Origin of the sequence: Collibacillus ludicampi (assembly GCF_023705585.1) — a bacterium.
In the GTDB taxonomy this organism is placed as follows: domain Bacteria; phylum Bacillota; class Bacilli; order Tumebacillales; family BOQE01; genus Collibacillus; species Collibacillus ludicampi.
On the sequence record NZ_BOQE01000001.1, the window covers coordinates 2,131,018 to 2,150,397 of the forward strand.

Sequence of the window (19,380 nt, forward strand, 5' to 3'; positions counted from 1 at the left end):
TTAGTTGAGAAGGTTTCTCTTGATCGAAATCGTTTTAGATCACTAACAGAAGATATTGCTTTCCCATATTTGATGAATGACCTTACGGCTTCCATTATGGAAAACCTTATCCACGTTGAATTCTGGCAAATTCAATGAAACCGTGATAAACTGTTGGCGCACTCATAAAACCTCGTATTTGTTGTTAGTTAAACACCAACAATACTTGAGGATTACGAGTGCTTTTTCAATGTCAACCACTTTCGTGGTGATGAACCGAATTAAGTTTCAAAAAGTGGGTGTTTAAAGATGGATGAAAATTTCGGAGTGGAGAATCCACTAGAAAAAGTTGAAGAAGAATTGAGAGAGTTGGAAGAAAAAGAAGAAAAGTGGGAACGAGAAGAGCACAAACAACGCAAATTCAATAACTGGATTGCAGTTACAATTAGCGTGTATGCAGTATTTTCAGCTCTTTCTGGACTTCAAGAAAGTCAAATCACAACCGACACCTTATTGGAAATGGATCAAGCAGTACTGTTGCAAGCAAAAGCTTCCGATCAATGGAATTACTACGATTCGAAAAGTACGAAAAACGATGTAATCAAAGGACTGTCCCAACTTGTACCTGCTTTACAGGGGGATGCATTAAGTAAACAAAACGTACTAAACGAATACCAAAGTAGCATGAAAAAATTTGATTCAGATAAGACAACTCTACAAAAACAAGCCGATGACTTAGAGAAGCAACGGGATGAGACTATTCAGCATACGAATCAACTGGTTCTTAGACACCACAAAGCAGGAATGGCAACAACTTTTTTCCAAATTGCAATCGTATTGGCTTCTGTGGCCTCTATCTTGCGAAAGAAACTTTTCTGGTATGGATCGTTTGGTGTAGCTTCCATTGGTCTTATTTATTTATCTTCGTTGTTGTTATCCAATTAATCCACATGGCGTTTATCAAAAAAAACCTGTCTAGGCATGATTCATACTGCGGGGCAATTATGTCTGCTTTCATGGCAAAGAGGTAGTTTGTTCGCAGTCTGAGAGGGGGGGGACGAACCCCTCCTCTTTTTTTCTTCCACTCCCGTATAGAGGTAAGCGTAAAATAATCCCCACCTTTTGAAGAGATGGGGATTTTCGTATGATTTACGTATTCTTTTTTATAGCCCGGCAGGTAAGCGGTAGGCTTTCTGACCAAGGGAGAAGCTGATCTAAGGAATCTTTGTCTTTCATATCTAGGTTAGGTAGTTTCTCAAAGAGATAGGTAAGATAGAAATAGGGATGTAATCCATTTTCTTTCGCTGTCTCTATGATACTGTAAATGATCGCACTCGCCTTTGCACCACGCGGGGTATTGGAGAACAACCAGTTTTTGCGACCGATCACAAACGGTTTGATCGCGCGTTCACTTCGGTTGTTATCGATCTCCAATCGCCCATCTTGTAAAAACGCCTCTAATTTTTCCCACTGGTTCAGACAATACAAGATTGCCTGACCGAACGCACTTTTGGGCAACACTTTCGGTTTCTGGGTACGTAGCCATGCCAAAAAAGCATCCAACACAGGGCGGCTGCGTTCTTGACGGATTTGGTAACGTTCCTCAGGCGTGCACTCCTTTAAGTCCCGTTCAATCGCAAAGAGTTGATTGCAGAAATTGAGTCCCTCTTTGGCTGCTACCGGTGACGAGCGCTTCGATTCAGGCAGCGCCTTGAGTGCCTCATCGAATTTGCGCCGGGCGTGAGCCCAACAACCGACCAGGGTCACATCCGGTATCCCATGGTAACCCGCATAGCCATCGACGTGCAGGTACCCTTTGAAACCGGAAAGAAACTGACGCGGGTGTTTGCTCGCCCGTGTCGTCTGGTAGTCATAGAGGATGATGGCCGGACCTTCTCTCCCGGTGCGGTACAGCCATAGATAAGAAGTCGTCTGTGCGGCCCGACCCGGTTCGCGGAGCACTTGTAAGGTCGTCTCGTCTGCGTGCAGAATGTCCTGCTTGAGTAAGTGCTCGCGCATGCGATCATAGAGCAGACTCAACCAGGTATTCGCTCCGTAGAGGATCCAGTTGGCCAGGGTCTGACGAGACAACTCGATCCCCAGGCTTGCAAACTGTTGCTCTTGTCGGTAGAGAGGCATGCTCTCCACATATTTTTGACTCATGATATAGGCCATACTGGAAGGAGACGCCAAACTCCCCGGAAAGACGGGGGCAGGCATAGAGGCTGTGATAATCGGCGTACTTGTCTCCTCACGCTCACAACAGCGGCAGGAGTAGACGTAACGGACATGCTTGACCACTTTGACTTCGGCCGGAATGATTTTCAGCTCTTGCCGTATCTCCGTGCTCATTTCATGCAAAGAACCACCGCAACACGAACAAACCTGCTCCTCAGATGGCAGGCGATACTCGATCGTCTCCACAGGCAGGTTTTCAAGCTGGGTTTCCCGGTGGCCGCGTTTTTTCGAACGGCGATACGTAATGGTTTCGAGGGTAGGCTCCGCTACAGTGGGATCGGCCTCCACCTCGGCTTCATTAAAAAGCTCAAGCTGATCGGCATTCGTTCGCTCGAAGAGCCAAACCGGCGCTGTTGGCTAAGACGAAACTGCTCCTCATACCACTTCAGCTTGGCAGTGAGTTCAGCAATTTGATTTTTCAGCAAATCGCGTTCTTTTTGGAGATCTTCAATTGTAGTAGGTGTCGGGTTCGGCGTATGATTTTTCATAATACTATTGATTTCGACAACATACCGCGAATTCCTTTTTTTAATCCCAAAGTCTAATTGGGTGTACATATCATAGAATCGTACGCGCAGTGACGGCAGGGTGAGCTTGTCGCTGTTCGAGAGATAGACCATCGAGTAGCCAACGCAACTCCCGACGACTAATTTTCAACGGTACGGCGCTCGCTTCTTCCGGCCACTGAAATTTTCCTTTCTCTAATCGGCGGTAATAGAGCCAGAAACCGTTGTGTTCCCAATGAAGAATCTTCAGTTTATCTCGCTTTCGATTGCAGAAAACGAAGAGACAGGGCGAGAAAGGGTCGAGTTCAAACTCTTCCTTGACGAGCACAGCTAACCCGTCAATCGATTTCCGTAGATCGGTGCTTCCGCAGGCCAGATACACTCGCTCTACGCTAGCTTCGCTTAGCATAACGTTTGGAGTGTTCGCACGACGTCTGCCAGCAGCGCGGGATCAAAGCCAGGCTGGATCTCTACGGTTGCTTGCCCTACTCTAACGAGCAAGGTGTTTCTAGACTCGTCAGGCTGCCCGTCCACTTCTACCGATATCCATTTGGATGATGGGGTCACAACGGCTTCTTTGTGTTCAATCTTCCGGAGCCAATATCGGAACTGATGAAGCTTCAACTGATGAGCTCTACACCAAGCTGATGCACTCTGTCCGCTAGCCCGAAAAGCAGCGATCCGTACCTCCCACTCTTTTCTTAATTCTGCATGGGACATTGAAAGTTCTCCTCTCCGAATATCTTGAGGAGATTATCTCAAATACAACACGAGGTTAGTAGGTGGGAAGTATTTGACGCTTACAGAAAACCGTATGTTTGAGAAGTTCACCTATTGTATAAAAGTTGCACTAATGAATAGTGAAAGAATTCGTTCTTTTTTGATGAAATCGCTTGTCATATAATTTGCTTAAACAAGCATTACCCTAAGGGGAGAAAATTCATGCTTTTGACATCGCGATCTCATAAGCTGATATGCATGATTTTGGATTCACAAGAACCTGTCCGAATTAAAGACATTGCCCGAGAATTGCAGGTAAGCGAACGGACGGTGAAATATGATCTGGAAACCGTTCGCAGTTGGTTGCAACGTCATAATATTGAGTTACAATCCCAACCGCATAAAGGGATTTGGATAGAAGATACGGGTATCCGAAATCGATTGTATAGTCTTTTGAACGATGGCCAAGGCATTGAAGTATTTCTTCACCCCCAGGAAAGAGTCAAACATTTAATGCTGGAATTATTGTTGCAAGACAGTCCTATGAAAATCAACGATTTAGCCGGGAAATTACATGTGAGTAGAAACACGGCGATTTCCGATTTATCCATGGCTGAAAATCTTTTGGGAAATTGGAATGTCTATGTGGAACGGAGTCGGTTTGGAGTTCAGGCAGTTGCGACCGAAATAAACCGGCGTTTGGCACTAGAAAATATCATACAGGGTCTATTTAGCGGAAACGATATGTTCAATCTTGTTGAGGGGATCATTCAAGGGAGCGACATTCCTTTACCGGTTGGTCGGACGATGGAAAAACTTCGTCTATCAAGAGATGATATCCATGCGATTTTCCAAGCAGTGAATAGCATGGTGAATACATGTGAGAAAGGCAACGGAGTACATTTTACAGACCGGATGATCATTGGGATTTATATTCGGTTGTGCATTGTGATCCAACGCCTTCGCTCCAATCATGAAGTGGTCTTGGAATCTAACGAAATTCTATCTGTTAAAAAACTAAAAATATTTAGTGTGTTACAGGAAGTTCTCAATGATCTATCGGTTCGTTTGGGTGTAAATATCACAGACCATGAAGCCTGTTTTATCAGTCAACATATGATTGGCATGATTTTACCCGCGACGAATGAAGGGATAGAGGATTATTATTCTCTGACCGTGGAATTGATTTCACAAGTAAGCGGTCGAACGGCCATTCATTTCCGGGATGATGCTCTTTTATTTGAACATTTGTTGGCACATATGACAGAGAAATTAACAAAATATCGACACGGTGTGGTAGATCCCAATCCTCTCATCTCCGATATTATTCGTTCCTATCCGGATTTGTTTCATATTGTGAAACAAGTTTGTCAGGATATGTTTTGTAAAATGAATGTTCATTTTTCCGATTCAGACATTGGGTATATTGTGATGCACTTTCTTGCTTCGCTTAAGCGGATGCAGGAAATGACCAAATGTAAAGCGTTGGTGGTATGTGGAACCGGGAGAGGAACCGCTCAATTTTTAAAAATCATTTTAGAACATGAAATTCGCCATCTCAAAATTGTTGGCTGCTGTTCCGTATCAGGGTTAGAAAGGCAAATCCAGTTGCATAAACCCGATCTGGTAATTAGTGTGGTGAATGTTCAAGCGTCGGTTCCCATCGTGGTGGTCAATAGCATTCCGAATCGCCAAGACCTCGATTCGGTCCGGGAAGTGATAACAGAACTTCGTTCACGACAGAATCAAAAAGTGACGGTTGATTCACCGCCGTCCGATCTCTCTTCGTTAGAGCAATTCACGCAGGAAGTGATTTGCAAAGGATTTGATCTTAGCCGGACGATTCTTTCTGAAATGAAAGATTATTTGAGTGATCAGCGTGCTGAAGGATTGGCTTTGCATCTGATGTTAATGGTTAGCCGTTTGGCGTTTGGTTCAGCTTATGATGACAACAGTGTGAATCATGAGTGGACATCTGAGCCGATGGCGGTCATTCGTGAGAAATTGATGCACATTTTTCGAGAAAAAAATCTTGTGATTCCCGAAAGCGAAATCCATGCGATTCTTTGTTATTTTGTCTAAAGGAAAAGGAGGATAAAGTTGGATCTTCTCATTCAAAACGGAACGGTCGCGGATCCTTCTCAACGCATTTTTCGTTCTCTTGATGTGGGAGTGAAAAACGGAAAAATTGTTGGACTCTTTGAACCGGGGGCGATTTCCGCGGAATCGGCGAAGGTAAGAATCGACGCTTCCGGATGTTTGGTGACCCCCGGGTTCATTGACCTTCACGTCCATGTATTTGAACATCGGACAGAGTTAGGAATTCACGCGGATCTTGTCGGGGTGAAGCAAGGGGTGACTACGATTGTAGACGCCGGAAGTACAGGCTCTCGTGATTTCCAATCATTCCTTACCGAAGTTGTTGAAAAAAACCAAACGCAAGTGCTGTTGTGGATCAATATCGCTTCCCAAGGACTTTGTGATGGCCGTTCGGAATTATCGGATCTGAGTATGTTGAAGCCGGATGAAACAGAAGCGTTAATCAATCAATACCCGGTGATACGGGGGATTAAAGTCCGCATGAGTCGTTCGGTCGTGAAGGGAAACGGCTTACAGCCTTTAGTCATTGCCAAGAAACTCGCACAAAAAGTGGGACTCCCTCTTATGGTCCATATAGGAAACGCTCCGCCTCGACTTGGCGAGATTCTGGATCTGCTCGATGCTGGTGATGTTGTTACACATGCTTTTCATGGGAAGGAGGGCGGGATCGTAGATGAAAATGGTTCAATACTTCCGGAAGCGGAGAGAGCACTCAAACGAGGTGTACTTTTTGATGTAGGACATGGCAGTTCAAGTTTCAGCTTTCGAACCATGAAGCGGGCAAAAGAACTCAACGTTTTTCCTCACACAATCAGTACAGATATTTATTGTGAGAACATAAATGGTCCCGTTTTCAGCCTGGTTACAACGATGACCAAATTGTTATCCCTTGGTTTTACTGTTGAGGAAGTGATTGAAGCCTCGACGTGGAGACCTGCGAAAGTGTTGGGCTTATCGAACGAAATCGGAACTTTGAAAGAACAAACGATTGCCGATATAACCATTCTAAAAATGATTCCGGAACCGATTACCTTGATCGATTCTGAAAATGAAAAGATGGTGGGCAATCCTCATTTGCTGGTTCAATACACGATAAAAGCAGGAAAGGTTTTGAAACATGTTTGATGATCTGATTCAAGAGATTTCGAAAAAAAATCCATTATCCTTACAAGAAAAGAATGAATTAATTTCATTGCTAGTGAATGTAAAAGAAAAGACAGAAAAGATCTCGCTTTCTTTTACAAAGGAACGATGGGTAGCGATAGCCGTTCACTTGTTGGCGTTTATGCGGCGGGTGAAACAAGGTGAATCTTTGCCCCCCATTGAACAAGAGATATGGGACCAAGTCAGCCAAGAGATGAAAGATGTGAGCCAACAAGTACTGCAGACTTATGGCATGGACAAAAATCAAAATATTGAAAATACCGAAATATTCTTGCTTGCCGTTCATTTCGAAACGGCAAAATTTGAACAATAACGGGGGAAGAAGGAATGGAACGAAAAGTAAAAGTGGTTATCGGTGACCGATTGGGAAAAGGTCAGAAAGTGGCAAAAGGAGTTGAGTCGGCAGGTGGAATACCTATTTTGATTCCGGGTGTGGGTGCAGACATGAAGGTTGGGGACTTCATGCATAAAGAAGGGGCTGACTTTGGCATTTCCTTCTGTGGAAGTGGTGGTGCGGGAGCATTAACCGCGAAAACGAAATATCATTACCCGGTTGAATTTGGCCTTCGTTCGATTGAAGCGGGTATTACTGCTTTGCGGGAGGGAAAGAAAGTCATTGGCTTCGGGTTTATGGACACGGAAGAGTTGGGCAGGCGGCTCACCGAAGAGTATATCAAAATCATAGGAGGTTAACGATGTACAAATCTTTCACCCACACGCTAACACTAAGTGGAGTCGGAGAAACAAAGGAAGCGGCATTCAATAAAATTTTTTCACAGATTCAGAGGAAAATCGCACAAGACATCCCAGGAATCCCCTTGCGGATCGAACCACAAAATGTGGAAATCATTCGTGCAAAGGAAACGATATACACGGAGCGATTCATGGGAATTTTCTTTCCGCGAAAACGAACACGCTATGAGATTACAGCACAAATTACCGTTCAATTGCGTATCATAGATGTTTCGAAGATTGAATTTGAAAGAGAAGAAGAGCATCTGACAAGGGTCCAGCACTTGATTCGTATGGAATGAAGAAAAATATCATGATATAGGAGGAATGAAATGGAAACTCTAGTCATTCTATTGGAATCCATTATTATTGGAGCACTCGTTGGATTTGGTGTGGGTGCCGGTGCCGCGAGAATGTTCCATGCCCCTACTGTACAGGGGATGGGAGCGTTCCGAACCTATGGGGAATTGAACGCCTGTGAAGGGGATCCTATTGCACACTTTTCATTTGGTCTAGGGTTTTTGTTCAACTCATGGGCTTCCATTGTAGGTGCGGGAGCTTTTACTCAAGACGTGGAGCACCGGATTATTCCAAACTGGGCGGCTGCCGCATTGTTATGGAAAAACAGAAATGTCGAAGAAACATTGCACAATCCGAAAAAAATGGCTTTTGCGGGTGCGATCGTGGGAATGATCGTCGTTACTGTTATGAACTCAACGGCCGCTTCGATTCCCGAATCGATGCAAAAGGTAGCCACGGCGGTATTAGTCCCCGCTGCAAACTGGTTGATTAACCCGATCATGCCGATTGTATTCTGGACGGCGGCGATGGATGCCGGAAAACGTACCGGCGTGTGGGGGACTGTTCTTGGTGGAGTGGCACATTTGATCATGGGGAACGCTGTACCGGGCATTGTGTTGGGGATTTTAATAGGAAAAGGGATCGACGACAGCGGTTGGAACCGAATTACGAAAACACTCGTGACTGCTGTGATTTTACTGTTTATCCTCAGCGGATTCTTCCGCGGTTTTGATGTGAAATTGTTGCAAAGCATTCATGTAACAGTTCCTCAAGGGCTCATTGAATTTCATAAGCTCTTTGGTTCCGAGGTGAAGTAAAATGGATTATCAAAATAGAGGTTTTTGGTATTCAGAAAATGCTTTCATCTTATTTGTCGCTTGTCTCTCTGCCGGTATCTTCGCAGGAACTCATATGTACTATGTCTACCATGTTGGCGCATTCAATGATATCGCGGTTGTTGCTTTACTGGCTGCCGGAATAAAAGGAGGAAGCTTCGGTGCAGCCGCCGCTTTTGGGGCGAGCTTCCTATTCGCCCGTGTGCTGGAAGGCCCTCTCGTTGGAATCCTGGATATCGGTGGGGCCTTGCAGACCGGAGTGGGAATTGGTATTCCGGCTATCATGCTGGCCGCGGGCATTACGGGTCCATTAGCTTCTTTTCCTCTCGCTCTTTTGACAGGTGCAGTGATCGGTGCAGTCATTGGGCTTATCATCGTTCTCATCCGGAAATTCACAATCAATTCAGCAAACTCCACCTTTGGGGCTGATGTCATGATGGGGGCGGGTAACGCGGCGGGCCGTTACCTGGGACCACTGATTGTGATTGCTGCTATTATGGCATCCATTCCAGTAGGAATTGGAGCAACAGTAGGAGCGGCAATTTTCTATGCTTATAAGAAACCGATCGCTGGAGGAGCCATTTTGGGAGCCATGATCATGGGAGCCATTTTCCCAATCGTTACAAAATAATTACAAATTGGAGCTGGATTTCAGTCGTAAAATTTCGAGAGGTGTTATGATGGGTATTTATCAGGACTTCGGATTAAAACAAATCATCAATGCAAGCGGAAAAATGACGGCACTAGGCGCAAGCGCAGTCCATCCGGAAGTCGCAAAGGCGCTCTCGGATGCCTCGATGGACTATGTGGATATTCACGAACTTATGCTGGCAGCCGGTAAAATCATTGCAACCGTTACAGGTGCAGAGGATGGCTGCCCCACTTCAGGGGCCGCTGGCGGAATCGCGATCAGCGTGGCTGCCGTCATTGCAGGAACCCATTTGACCAGGATTGAAAAGCTTCCATTTTCAGATGGACTCAAAAATGAGATTGTGATCCAGAAAGGGCATGCGATTCATTTTGGGGCTTCGATCACGCAGATGATTTCCTTGGGTGGAGGAAAAGTAGTAGAAGTCGGTCAAGCCAATCATGTGGAAAAGAAACATATCATGGAAGCCATCAATGAGCAAACGGCAGCTATTTTTTATGTAAAATCGCATCATGCCGTTCAAAAGGGTATGCAATCACTGGAAACGATGATTTCGATCGCAAAGGAATATCAAATTCCGATCATTGTTGATGCGGCTGCCGAAGAAGATCTGCGCAAATATATTGCCATGGGAGCGGATCTCGTGATTTACAGTGGCGGTAAAGCGATTGAAGGACCTACTTCCGGGTTTATCTGTGGCCGCGCCTCTTTGATTGAAGCTTGCCGTGCCCAATATAAAGGAATAGGCCGGGCGATGAAAGTAGGAAAGGAAGCGATTGTAGGGTTATTGACAGCTCTTCGGCGTTACGGATTCAAGGAAGATTTATCTCAGGAACAGCGGCGGCGGATGTTATGGTTGATCGAACAGATAAAAGACATCAACGGAATTGAAGGAAGCATTGTACAAGATGAAGCAGGGCGCGACATTTACAGGGCCCAACTCAAGATTGATTCGAAAGTACTTGGAATGAGCGCGCATGAATTGATCCGTCGTTTGGAAGAAGGCAATCCCGCCATCTATACGCGGAATCATTATGCCAATATAGGGATTATCAATATAGATCCAAGACCCTTGTTACCGGGTCAAGAACAATTGATTGTCAAACGTATAAAAGAAATCGTGGAGGAGACATATGAACATTCAATTTAATGTACTCGCAAAAAATGTACAAAATGCAAAGGAAATCATGGAAGTCACCGACGGTCACGCTTTGATCGGAATCATGGTAAAACATTTTCCCACTGTTGATGATGCTGTCAAGACTGTACAGGAATTTCAATCGGAAAATATTCCGGTTTCGGTTGGATTGGGAGCCGGGGATCCGGCACAGTGGGAGAGAGTCGTTCAAGTTTCCGTGCGTACGAAACCGGCCCATGTCAATCAAATATTTCCTGCCGCTGGTTATACGATCGCTTCCTTGCGAAGCGTCAAGAGTGAACAAACCATTGTGAATGCAATGATCACACCGAGTGGGACACCCGGCAAGGTGTTTATTTCGACAGGACCTGTCAGTCAGCAATATCAGGAACCTGTTTCCTGTGATCTGGCTGCAGCCTTGCTGGCAGAGATCGGTGTTCCATCCATCAAGTTTTATCCTATTGAAGGTAAAAAGAGATTAGATGAAGTGGCTGAGATGGTTAAAGCTGCAGTGCGTCATCAGATCTATATTTTTGAACCGACCGGGGGGATTGACGTGGATTCGTTACCGGAGATTGTAAAGGTTTGCGCGGAACACGGCGCAAAGCGAATCATTCCCCACATCTACACGTCCATTATTGATAAAGAAACGGGATTCACCCGCATCGAGGATGTTCAGGCATTGGCCCAATCTGTATCCAAATTGACACTTTAGAAGAGATAGAGGACAGGCATGCTTGCAGCATGTTTCAGACGGAAAATTCATGTTGAAGAAACGATTCGTGTATCTCGCACAAAACATAAATGGCTCGTATCTTTAATGAAAAGATACGGGCTTTTTATTTTGTAAGCCGTGAATCTATTCGTGACCGGAGTAATGACTGAAATTATCAAGTAATGATCGATTGGAATAGAAGTATTTATTCATTTGTGAATAATAAGTATTCATTATTGAATAACAAGGATCTATATACCTTTCATGGGAACTTTTGTGTACTTATTTATAATTGTGCGAAAAATTGATTAAAATCTCGAATATTTCCTATTAACGTAAAGTCTAAATGATTGGAATAAATGTTGCATACTTTCATTTTCAGTTACATAAAAAGGAGGATCATTATGACAAAGTACCAACCGAAAGATTCATTTCAGTCTCCGCGTTTCTGTGGACCCCGAACCTTTATGCGTCTCCCGCATGTTGATCGGATAGATGATCAAATGGATTTTGTCATTCTAGGCATTCCGTTTGATTCCGGTCAATCGTTTCGTACGGGAGCCCGATTCGGGCCGGCGGCGATTCGAGATTTCTCGATTTTGTTACGTCCCTTTAATCCTGAGCAAAACATCAATTTGTTTGAATACGTGTCTGGTGTCGATTACGGTGATCTCCCTGTAATCCCCGGGTATATTGCGGAAACCTACGACAAGATCGTGGAAGGATTGGATCCAATAGTTGATAAAGGGATTATTCCCATAGTTTTGGGAGGGGATCATTCGATTACTTTGGGGGAACTTCGAGCCATCGCCAAGAAACACGGTTCGGTCGCATTAGTACATTTCGATGCTCATTCAGATACATGGGACAGTTATTTTGGACAAAAATACAACCACGGGACACCGTTTCGTCGGGCAGTAGAAGAAGGATTACTCGATGTATCTCGATCAATTCAAGTGGGGATGCGCGGTGGCTTATACTCACCGGAAGACTTACAGGATGCCCGGGAACTGGGCTTTGAAGTCTGGACAACCAATCAATTTAAGCAAGTCGGTGTAACACAAATGCTGAACGTAATCCGAGAGAGGGTTGGAGAAGGTCCGGTTTTCTTGTCGTTTGACATCGATTTCCTTGACCCCGTTTATGCGCCTGGGACCGGCACTCCTGAAGTTGCCGGTGTGAGTATTGACGACGCATTAGCTTTAGTAAGAGGTCTTACTGATTTAAACTTTGTCGGTTTTGATTTAGTTGAGGTTCTTCCCGCTTATGACAGCGGACAAATTACAGCGGCCGCTGCTGCCAACATAGTATTTGAATTTATTACATTGATTGCATTAATGAAACGGCAAAAGGTTCAACAGAAGTCGGTGATGATGTAAAGGAGGAATTCGTGTGCAGGAATCACATCATATTTTCATACAGGGAAAATGGCGGAAAGGAGAAGGAGGGATTCGCAAAATTATGAATCCCTCCTCCGGGGAGGTACTAACTGAAGTAAAAGAAGCCACAGAGGAACAAGTGGATGAGGCTGTCTTGGCGGCCCGCCGAGCATTTGAAACAACCAACTGGGCTGAGAATATCGAGTTGCGGGTTCAAATGTTGCGTGAATTATCAGATAAATTAGAGGAATCTGCCGAGGAATTTGCTCTACTGGAGACTCGAAACACGGGAAAACCGATCCGCGAATCCCGGCTAGATGTGAGTGACTCAATAACATGTCTCCGCTACTATGCGGATCTTGTTGCAAATAGGATCTGCTGGGAGAAAGAGATGTACGACGGTACGATAAGCAAGGTGGTGGAAGAGCCAATTGGGGTATGCGGATTGATTGTTCCATGGAACTTCCCATTGTTGCTTGGCATATGGAAACTTGCTCCCGCTCTGGCTGCCGGTAACACTGTAATCTTTAAGCCGTCAGAAGTAACACCACTCTCGTTTTTGAAACTAACAGAATTGATCGAAAAGAGCGAAATGCCCCCGGGAGTGTTTAACCTTGTCTTGGGGGAAGGCCGCTCTGTAGGGCATTCGCTTGTAGCCCATCCGGAAGTGGACAAAATTTCTTTTACGGGAGGCTCTGCAACAGGACGCCGAATCTATCAGGAGTGTGCCAAGAACTTAAAACGTGTTTCTCTGGAATTAGGAGGTAAATCTCCGTTATTGGTGTTCGACGATGTGGATCTAGCAACTGCTGTTGATTGGGCAATGTTTGGTTCATTTTTCAACCAGGGGCAAGTATGTGTTGCTTCCTCTCGTATCCTTGTGCACCAATCCTTATATGATGATTTCTTAACCCATCTTTCTGCAAGAGCAGCTCAAATTGTGATTGGGGATCCTGTAGATGAAACAACCGAAATGGGGCCTCTCGTTAGCGAGGCTCATCGCAAGAAAGTGGAAGAGTATATTCAAATTGGATTAACAGATGGTGCTCGGTTGTTAAGCGGAGGGCAACGAATTCCTGACCGTTCTGGTTACTATCTGTCACCCGCAATATTTACGGATGTAAAACAAGACATGCGAATCGTACAAGAAGAGATATTTGGCCCTGTAATTACTGTTCAACCTTTTAAAGAAGAGATAGAGGCGATTCAACTGGCAAACGATACTCCTTTCGGTCTTGCAGCCGGGGTATTGAGTAGAGATCTGGAGCGGGCTGAACGGGTGGCTGGTCGCCTAAGGGCAGGTACAGTATGGATTAACGGATACCATACTCCACACGTTGAAACTCCTTGGGGTGGTTTCAAACAAAGCGGTATAGGGCGTGAGTTAGGGCCCCAGGGCTTAGCTGCATTTACGGAAGCTAAACATATCAATCGGAATCTTCAACTACAACCAATTGGTTGGTATTCGAACAAGGGGGTTAGTTCATGATGAAGTATTTTATGCAGAATGTAATATAGGCATCGTGTATTCATGGATAAAAGATCTGTTTGTTCTCAAGTATATCCATTTAGGAGGTTGACAGATGACTAACCATCATCCTTTCGCCCATGATAGTATCCAGCCTACACCGATGAACGCGAGAACGATGGGATTATTCCCTGCGTTTTCACTATGGTTAGGTTCGAACGTTGTTGTAACCACGGTCTTTACAGGGCAGCTTCTCGTTCCCGATCTGCCTTACTTAACAGGCCTTGCCGTGATTCTTTTCGGTTCCCTTATAGGAGCGATTTTTCTGATTCTCACTGGAAATATTGGAACACGTACGGGTCTACCTACTATGGCACTATGCCGGGGGGCCTTTGGGACACGGGGAGCTCATTTGCCCTCGTTATTAAATACGACTGTTCTTATTGGATGGAGTTGGATTCAAGCCTATATGGGGGGCTCAGTATCGATCATGCTGTGAAAAATCTTACAGGGTATAGCAACATCAATTTCTGGACCGTTTTCACTCAAGTGGTGGTGGTTCTTATCACGATCTATGGGCATAAAGGAATTGAAACCTTTGCATCATTAGCTGCACATTTTATGGTCATATTAGCGTTTGTCCTCTTTGGGTATTTGTTTACTGAGTATAATATCGGAGACTTGATTCATCTACCAACCAGCCAAAATCCCAAAAATACAGTCATCACTGGATTTGATATAGTTGTGGCTACGGCGTTTTCTTGGCTCCCGCTTGTATGTGATTATAATCGGAATGCAACATCATCGAAAACAGGAATAATTGGAACGTATGCTGGATACAACATTGGAACATTTTTAGCCATGGCTCTTGGAGCTACAGTTTCTGGTCTCTCAATCCTAAGTAACATAACCCAAACCTACGATCCCACTGATCTTATTGGAAGCAAACATCCATGGTTAGGCTTATTACCAGCACTGGTGATTTTCGTCTCGGTGGTCTCCACTAATGTTATGGCACTCTATAGTTCTACCCTGTCTTATTTGGCTGTTTTTCAAAAGCAAAAATATCTGGCTACAACGATCGTTATTGGAGTAATAACCATTCTTGGTGCATTGTTAAAACAATGGTTACTTGATCATTTTCAAAATTTTTTGCTAATGATTGGAACACTTTTAATTCCTGTGGGCGCTTTGATGATCGTTGATTATTATCTCGTGAACAGAGGTTATTATGATCCAGATGAGATTATTAATGGTACGAAGAAGCTATATTGGTATTTTAAAGGAGTAAACGTATATACTTATATTTCTTACTTTCTTGGAGCAGGATTCGGATACTATTTCACGTATGTCCGTACTCTTCCAACGGGAGCTACGATATTAACTTTTTTGGTAACATCTGTTGTATATTGGGGACTCATTAAAATGACAGGAAAGAGTGTGGTACCCAAGAATATCGAAAAGCCCAGAGAACTATCAACCGGATTTCAAAATACCAAATGATTAAGAAGGTGTACGATACGAAAAGAGAGACGTACTGATGAAATACTCTAAAAGGAGAAAGCGAGGGTTAAATATGATCAAGATTAAAAAAATAGTAGATCTTTCTCTTCCTTTGACGAATGATACGCCGATCTATCCCGGAGATCCCCAACCGAACATCAGTGTAGCCACGACCATTGAAAAGGAAGGCTACAACTTGCACTATGTACACATCGGTTCGCAGACAGGGTCACATGTGGATGCCCCTTATCATTTTTGTGATCATGGTGAGCGTATAGATGAATCTGACTTGCGGTTATTTATCGGAACCGGTGTGGTCATTCCTGTAACTGGAAAAGGAGAGCAAGAAGAAATTACTTTAGATGATGTAGAAACTTACTTGGATCGATTAGCTCCGGGCAAGATCGTGTTATTTCATACCGGGTGGTCCCAATATGCGGGGGAAGAAAAGTACTTTCGCCATCCGTATGTCAGTGTGGAAGTGGTGGATGAGATGATTCGTAGAGGCATACGCACCTTTTGCATTGATGCAATTAATATGGATGTCACCGGCGGAACGTCATTTCCAGTACATGATGCGGTTGCGGCGGTCAACGGAATTATTGCGGAGAATATGACAAACTTCGAATCAATTGATTTCCCTGATCCGCTAATAACGTTGTTTCCGTTAAAAATTGCGGGAGCCGACGGCTCACCTGTTCGTGCGGTTGCGATTGAAATAGAAAAGTAATCTATTTTTGATTACTTTTAATTTCAATTTGCGGTACGGAAAACCTGCCGTTATAGTTATTGGATCACGAACCATCAAATCCCCGGGGTGGTTTCCCCGGGGAAGCGGAATCGAACAACTAAATCATTTCGTTGTCTTTTTTGGGGACGAGAAGGATAGAAAGGGAAGCAAGTAGACCCGCAATAGCAAATGTATAAAAACTAAACATCTGATTCATGCCCTTCGACATCAATAGACCGATAATAATCGGGCCTGATATCGCCCCAATTCTTCCGACTCCCAGCCCCCATCCCAAAGCTGTTGCCCGAGAGTGGGAAGAAAAGTATTTCGTAACATAGGCATTTAACAACTGTGTATTTCCAACAGAACCAAATCCGGCGAGCCCGACAAGAACATAGACAACAAAAATGGACGATTTTACAGATAGAAGAGCAATACAAATGGCAGCTAATAGATACGAAAAGCCAATGAGACGCTGAGATCCCCAACGGTCGGCTGCCAGGCCAGCTATCAGTGTGCCCACAGCTGCGGTAAGGTTGAGCGTAAGCATGAAGGATAGACTTGAACCCAGCGGGTAACCTGCCTTTTTCATCATTTGCGGTAACCATGTGTTGAGGCCATAGATTAAGAACATACTCATGCAATAGGTTACCCATAATAGAAGCGTAGCTCTTATATATTTTCTAGAAAAAAGAGTAGAGAGTCCTTGCCATTTATTTTTCGGATCCCGTTGCCCTTCTTCCATTTCTATTGCTTTTATATTGAGATGATAGCGCTCGCAGATTTTTTCCGCTTCTTCTTTACGATTCCGAGCGAGAAGGAAATTCACCGATTCAGGCATATACAAAATAATGAAAGGGACGAGAAGAATTGGCAATATACCAATCCAAAACAAAAAACGCCAGCCATGATTTTGCAGCAATAGTATGGATAAGACTGCTCCAAGAACAATCCCAAAAGAGTAGCCGGTAAACATGACCGCATAGATAAACGAACGGCGCTGAACGGGTGAATATTCAATGGTAAGAGCGGAAGCGGTAGGAATGACTCCTCCCAAACCGATTCCCCCGACAAAACGAATGAAACCAAAGGTTTCCGGTGTTTGGGCCATCGCAGCCAACCCCATTGTAATAGAAAAAACCGTTAAGCTGAAAATCAGAGTCCATTTCCGCCCGATTAAATCTGTAATTGTCCCTACCATAATGGCGCCAAATAGCATCCCCAACAAAGCGTAACTGCCAATAGCCCCCGCTTGAACAGGGGATAACGCCCATTGCTTGTCTTCCAAAAGCTTGGGAAGGACAGCACCGTATATCCCCAAGTCATAACCATCAGCCAACATCGAGAGGAAACAGAAAATAACAACGAGTACTGTCAAAGATGGAATAGAAACCTTATGATGTATCGCAATGCCTTCTTTTAAACGATTTTTTTCCATCAATTTCAATGGTTTATCACTCATGGATTTACCCCCTTAGGTTCCATCCCGGGAAGGATGGGATACCTCCGTTTCCCATCCATTCCCCCAAAAAGTAATGAATGCTCGGGCTATTCATGAGTACATCCAGATTACTTTTTCTCATGATTGAAATCTTCCCTGTTATGATAAGTGGGGCGCGGATAATCGAAAACCTGGCCGATCGTCGTGTAACGCGTGCCCGCCAATCTTCCGACAGGTTTTAGCCTGTCTACATCGATTCTTCCGCTGTCCAGCAATTCATCGGCAATGTGAAAACAGAGAACTTCACCGATGATGACATCTGCATTGGGTGCATCCTCATGGCCACCCAGCGTGAGATGTTGATGTAACCGGCATTCCATGGCAATTTTACACTCTTGAATTCGTGGAACATCTACGATGTGCCCTGGGATCACAGTTAACCCTGCTAACTCAATTTCGCTGATATCTTCCGGCGCGTCGATCGATGTGTAATTGATTTTCTCCACATTCGCTTCATCCACAATGTGTACGATAAACTCTTTCTTCTCAACTGCATTACGTGCCGTATCCTTCATGATCCCTCCCTGTTTTCTCATACAGCTAAACATGAGAAGCGGGGGCTCGGTACCAATAACATTAAAAAAACTGAAGGGTGCCGCATTCACGATTCCTGTTTTGCCAACAGAGGTAACAAAGGCAATGGGACGCGGAAGGACACTGCCTATTAATAGTTTGTAATTGTCTTGCCGCGTTTGTTCCGATGGGAAAATGATCAAAACACGTTCACTCCCTTAAAAGCCGGCATCACTTCACGTGCAACCAATTCTATCGATTTCATCACTTTTTCATGGGGCATGCCGCCGAAGTTCATCAGCATCATGACGTGATTCATCCCGATCGCTTCATATTTCCGAATAAGCTGGATCACATCCTCCGGAGAGCCTATCGCCAATTGTTCTTTGGCTAACAGGTCGTCATAGCGTGCATTTTTCCCGTACTGTCTGGTCTTTAAATAAAGATTTATGTGCTCTTCACTATCCTTTCTGGCTTGTTCCGACGTTTCGGCAACATAGGTGTGAAGCGCTAACGGGATTTCCAGTTGATCAAGATCGTAACCGCTTTCTTTATAGGTTTCTTTGTATCCTGAAAGAATTTCTTCAAGTTCATGGATGGAATTCGCATTGACGTAAGGAATCCCCATGATCGGATATCCCATTTTTGCGACATAGTACGCACCCGCCGGGCGAAGGGCAGCGATCCAAGTAGGAGGCATCGGGCGCTGAACAGGAAGTAGATTCAACTCTACATCGGTACACTCAAAATAGTTCCCCTTAAACGAAAAACGCTCACCGCTCCATGCCAATTTAATGATCTCCAGGGCTTCATTAAAGATATGCGCCTTATTCTCTGTGGTCATATTGAAGCCAGCGAATTCGTGTGGCAGATAGCCACTGCCGATACCAAAATTTAAGCGTCCGCCGCTCAGTACGTCGGCAAGGGCGTAGTCTTCCGCTATGCGCAGCGGATTATGAAGAGGGAGAACCGCTACGGATACACCAAGACGGATCTTTTTGGTTCTCTGCGCGGCAGCCGCAATCAGCATATTGGGTGAAGTAAGGACGCCGTACTCACTGAAATGATGCTCGGCATACCATACGGAATCATAGCCGAGCCGGTCACCTGCCTCCGTTTGTTGAAGGACTTCTTCAATAAACTGTTCAGGTGTTCGGTCATACACGTGTTTGTAATTATCAAATACGGTAAACAAACTAAATTTCATTT

At 44.6% G+C, this 19,380-nt stretch carries 20 protein-coding genes and 1 pseudogene; 15 read left to right on the plus strand and 6 right to left on the minus strand.

Going from position 1 to position 19,380, the window contains the following annotated elements; all coding sequences use genetic code 11:
* Positions 1-288: 288 nt before the first annotated feature.
* Positions 289-924 carry a DUF4337 domain-containing protein gene (locus tag DNHGIG_RS10730; RefSeq protein ID WP_282199614.1) on the plus strand — a complete coding sequence of 212 codons (636 nt, stop codon included), beginning with the start codon at positions 289-291 and terminating at the stop codon, positions 922-924.
* A gap of 204 nt (positions 925-1,128) precedes the next feature.
* On the opposite strand, the pseudogene tnpC reads toward DNHGIG_RS10730, so the two are convergent.
* The 3 genes and pseudogenes from tnpC to tnpA all read right to left on the minus strand — a co-directional run bounded on the left by tnpC (position 1,129) and on the right by tnpA (position 3,443).
* Positions 1,129-2,705, minus strand: a pseudogene (gene tnpC / locus DNHGIG_RS10735) (IS66 family transposase).
* Between the two features lie 70 nt (positions 2,706-2,775).
* Positions 2,776-3,132 carry an IS66 family insertion sequence element accessory protein TnpB gene (gene tnpB / locus DNHGIG_RS10740; RefSeq protein ID WP_282199615.1) on the minus strand — a complete coding sequence of 119 codons (357 nt, stop codon included), beginning with the start codon at positions 3,130-3,132 and terminating at the stop codon, positions 2,776-2,778.
* Positions 3,126-3,443 (minus strand): IS66 family insertion sequence element accessory protein TnpA, encoded by a 318-nt coding sequence (gene tnpA, locus DNHGIG_RS10745; protein ID WP_282199616.1) that lies wholly within the window; start codon positions 3,441-3,443, stop codon positions 3,126-3,128. The genes tnpB and tnpA overlap by 7 nt, the downstream gene beginning before the upstream one ends.
* A 222-nt stretch (positions 3,444-3,665) precedes the next feature.
* On the opposite strand from tnpA, the gene DNHGIG_RS10750 reads away from it, so the two are divergent.
* From DNHGIG_RS10750 to DNHGIG_RS10815, 14 genes are all read left to right on the plus strand, one after another.
* Complete coding sequence (locus DNHGIG_RS10750) at positions 3,666-5,525, plus strand: BglG family transcription antiterminator (protein ID WP_282199617.1); 1,860 nt, start codon at positions 3,666-3,668, stop codon at positions 5,523-5,525.
* A gap of 18 nt (positions 5,526-5,543) precedes the next feature.
* A complete protein-coding gene (locus DNHGIG_RS10755) occupies positions 5,544-6,668 on the plus strand; it encodes an amidohydrolase/deacetylase family metallohydrolase (RefSeq protein WP_282199618.1) in 1,125 nt (374 codons plus the stop codon).
* Complete coding sequence (locus DNHGIG_RS10760) at positions 6,661-7,020, plus strand: PRD domain-containing protein (protein WP_282199619.1); 360 nt, start codon at positions 6,661-6,663, stop codon at positions 7,018-7,020. The genes DNHGIG_RS10755 and DNHGIG_RS10760 overlap by 8 nt, the downstream gene beginning before the upstream one ends.
* Before the next feature lie 14 nt (positions 7,021-7,034).
* Positions 7,035-7,400: an SFCGS family glycine-rich protein gene (locus tag DNHGIG_RS10765; protein WP_282199620.1), complete on the plus strand. Its 366-nt coding sequence runs from the start codon at positions 7,035-7,037 to the stop codon at positions 7,398-7,400.
* A 2-nt stretch (positions 7,401-7,402) separates the two neighbouring features.
* Positions 7,403-7,741, plus strand: a complete 339-nt coding sequence (locus tag DNHGIG_RS10770) for a DUF4312 family protein (RefSeq protein WP_282199621.1) — start codon at positions 7,403-7,405, stop codon at positions 7,739-7,741.
* A 30-nt stretch (positions 7,742-7,771) separates the two neighbouring features.
* The gene (locus DNHGIG_RS10775) at positions 7,772-8,557 is read left to right on the plus strand and encodes a DUF4311 domain-containing protein (protein ID WP_282199622.1); all 786 of its coding nucleotides are present in this window, start codon (positions 7,772-7,774) and stop codon (positions 8,555-8,557) included.
* 1 nt (position 8,558) lies between these two features.
* Positions 8,559-9,206, plus strand: a complete 648-nt coding sequence (locus DNHGIG_RS10780) for a DUF4310 family protein (protein WP_282199623.1) — start codon at positions 8,559-8,561, stop codon at positions 9,204-9,206.
* 49 nt (positions 9,207-9,255) lie between these two features.
* Positions 9,256-10,374 (plus strand): DgaE family pyridoxal phosphate-dependent ammonia lyase, encoded by a 1,119-nt coding sequence (locus DNHGIG_RS10785; RefSeq protein WP_282199624.1) that lies wholly within the window; start codon positions 9,256-9,258, stop codon positions 10,372-10,374.
* Positions 10,358-11,077 carry a KDGP aldolase gene (locus tag DNHGIG_RS10790; protein WP_282199625.1) on the plus strand — a complete coding sequence of 240 codons (720 nt, stop codon included), beginning with the start codon at positions 10,358-10,360 and terminating at the stop codon, positions 11,075-11,077. Before DNHGIG_RS10785 ends, DNHGIG_RS10790 begins: the two co-directional genes overlap by 17 nt.
* A gap of 404 nt (positions 11,078-11,481) precedes the next feature.
* The gene (gene speB, locus DNHGIG_RS10795) at positions 11,482-12,456 is read left to right on the plus strand and encodes an agmatinase (RefSeq protein WP_282199626.1); all 975 of its coding nucleotides are present in this window, start codon (positions 11,482-11,484) and stop codon (positions 12,454-12,456) included.
* Between the two features lie 13 nt (positions 12,457-12,469).
* Positions 12,470-13,945: an aldehyde dehydrogenase family protein gene (locus DNHGIG_RS10800; RefSeq protein WP_282199627.1), complete on the plus strand. Its 1,476-nt coding sequence runs from the start codon at positions 12,470-12,472 to the stop codon at positions 13,943-13,945.
* Between the two features lie 94 nt (positions 13,946-14,039).
* Positions 14,040-14,423, plus strand: a complete 384-nt coding sequence (locus DNHGIG_RS10805) for a cytosine permease (protein WP_282199628.1) — start codon at positions 14,040-14,042, stop codon at positions 14,421-14,423.
* Positions 14,420-15,427, plus strand: a complete 1,008-nt coding sequence (locus tag DNHGIG_RS10810; protein ID WP_282199629.1) for a purine-cytosine permease family protein — start codon at positions 14,420-14,422, stop codon at positions 15,425-15,427. Before DNHGIG_RS10805 ends, DNHGIG_RS10810 begins: the two co-directional genes overlap by 4 nt.
* Positions 15,428-15,503: 76 nt before the next feature.
* Complete coding sequence (locus tag DNHGIG_RS10815; protein WP_282201405.1) at positions 15,504-16,157, plus strand: cyclase family protein; 654 nt, start codon at positions 15,504-15,506, stop codon at positions 16,155-16,157.
* A gap of 118 nt (positions 16,158-16,275) precedes the next feature.
* Here the strand turns inward: DNHGIG_RS10815 and DNHGIG_RS10820 are convergent, their stop codons facing one another.
* The 3 genes from DNHGIG_RS10820 to DNHGIG_RS10830 form a co-directional block, all read right to left on the minus strand.
* Positions 16,276-17,595, minus strand: coding sequence for an MFS transporter (locus tag DNHGIG_RS10820; protein ID WP_282201406.1), 1,320 nt, complete (start codon positions 17,593-17,595; stop codon positions 16,276-16,278).
* Between the two features lie 131 nt (positions 17,596-17,726).
* Complete coding sequence (locus DNHGIG_RS10825) at positions 17,727-18,374, minus strand: flavin reductase family protein (protein WP_282199630.1); 648 nt, start codon at positions 18,372-18,374, stop codon at positions 17,727-17,729.
* Entirely contained in the window at positions 18,371-19,378 is a 1,008-nt protein-coding gene (locus tag DNHGIG_RS10830; RefSeq protein WP_282199631.1) for an LLM class flavin-dependent oxidoreductase, read from the minus strand. The genes DNHGIG_RS10825 and DNHGIG_RS10830 overlap by 4 nt, the downstream gene beginning before the upstream one ends.
* Positions 19,379-19,380 lie beyond the last annotated feature (2 nt).

Bases quoted from the DNA above. Each gene is read 5' to 3' on its own strand.
- DNHGIG_RS10780 (WP_282199623.1), top strand. From the start codon at position 8,559: ATGGATTATCAAAATAGAGGTTTTTGGTATTCAGAAAATGCTTTCATC.
- DNHGIG_RS10830 (WP_282199631.1), bottom strand. From the start codon at position 19,378: ATGAAATTTAGTTTGTTTACCGTATTTGATAATTACAAACACGTGTAT.
- DNHGIG_RS10775 (WP_282199622.1), top strand. From the start codon at position 7,772: ATGGAAACTCTAGTCATTCTATTGGAATCCATTATTATTGGAGCACTC.
- DNHGIG_RS10730 (WP_282199614.1), top strand. From the start codon at position 289: ATGGATGAAAATTTCGGAGTGGAGAATCCACTAGAAAAAGTTGAAGAA.
- tnpB (WP_282199615.1), bottom strand. From the start codon at position 3,132: ATGCTAAGCGAAGCTAGCGTAGAGCGAGTGTATCTGGCCTGCGGAAGC.
- DNHGIG_RS10750 (WP_282199617.1), top strand. From the start codon at position 3,666: ATGCTTTTGACATCGCGATCTCATAAGCTGATATGCATGATTTTGGAT.
- DNHGIG_RS10770 (WP_282199621.1), top strand. From the start codon at position 7,403: ATGTACAAATCTTTCACCCACACGCTAACACTAAGTGGAGTCGGAGAA.
- DNHGIG_RS10760 (WP_282199619.1), top strand. From the start codon at position 6,661: ATGTTTGATGATCTGATTCAAGAGATTTCGAAAAAAAATCCATTATCC.
- DNHGIG_RS10820 (WP_282201406.1), bottom strand. From the start codon at position 17,595: ATGGAAAAAAATCGTTTAAAAGAAGGCATTGCGATACATCATAAGGTT.
- speB (WP_282199626.1), top strand. From the start codon at position 11,482: ATGACAAAGTACCAACCGAAAGATTCATTTCAGTCTCCGCGTTTCTGT.
- DNHGIG_RS10805 (WP_282199628.1), top strand. From the start codon at position 14,040: ATGACTAACCATCATCCTTTCGCCCATGATAGTATCCAGCCTACACCG.
- DNHGIG_RS10765 (WP_282199620.1), top strand. From the start codon at position 7,035: ATGGAACGAAAAGTAAAAGTGGTTATCGGTGACCGATTGGGAAAAGGT.
- DNHGIG_RS10790 (WP_282199625.1), top strand. From the start codon at position 10,358: ATGAACATTCAATTTAATGTACTCGCAAAAAATGTACAAAATGCAAAG.
- DNHGIG_RS10785 (WP_282199624.1), top strand. From the start codon at position 9,256: ATGGGTATTTATCAGGACTTCGGATTAAAACAAATCATCAATGCAAGC.
- tnpA (WP_282199616.1), bottom strand. From the start codon at position 3,443: ATGTCCCATGCAGAATTAAGAAAAGAGTGGGAGGTACGGATCGCTGCT.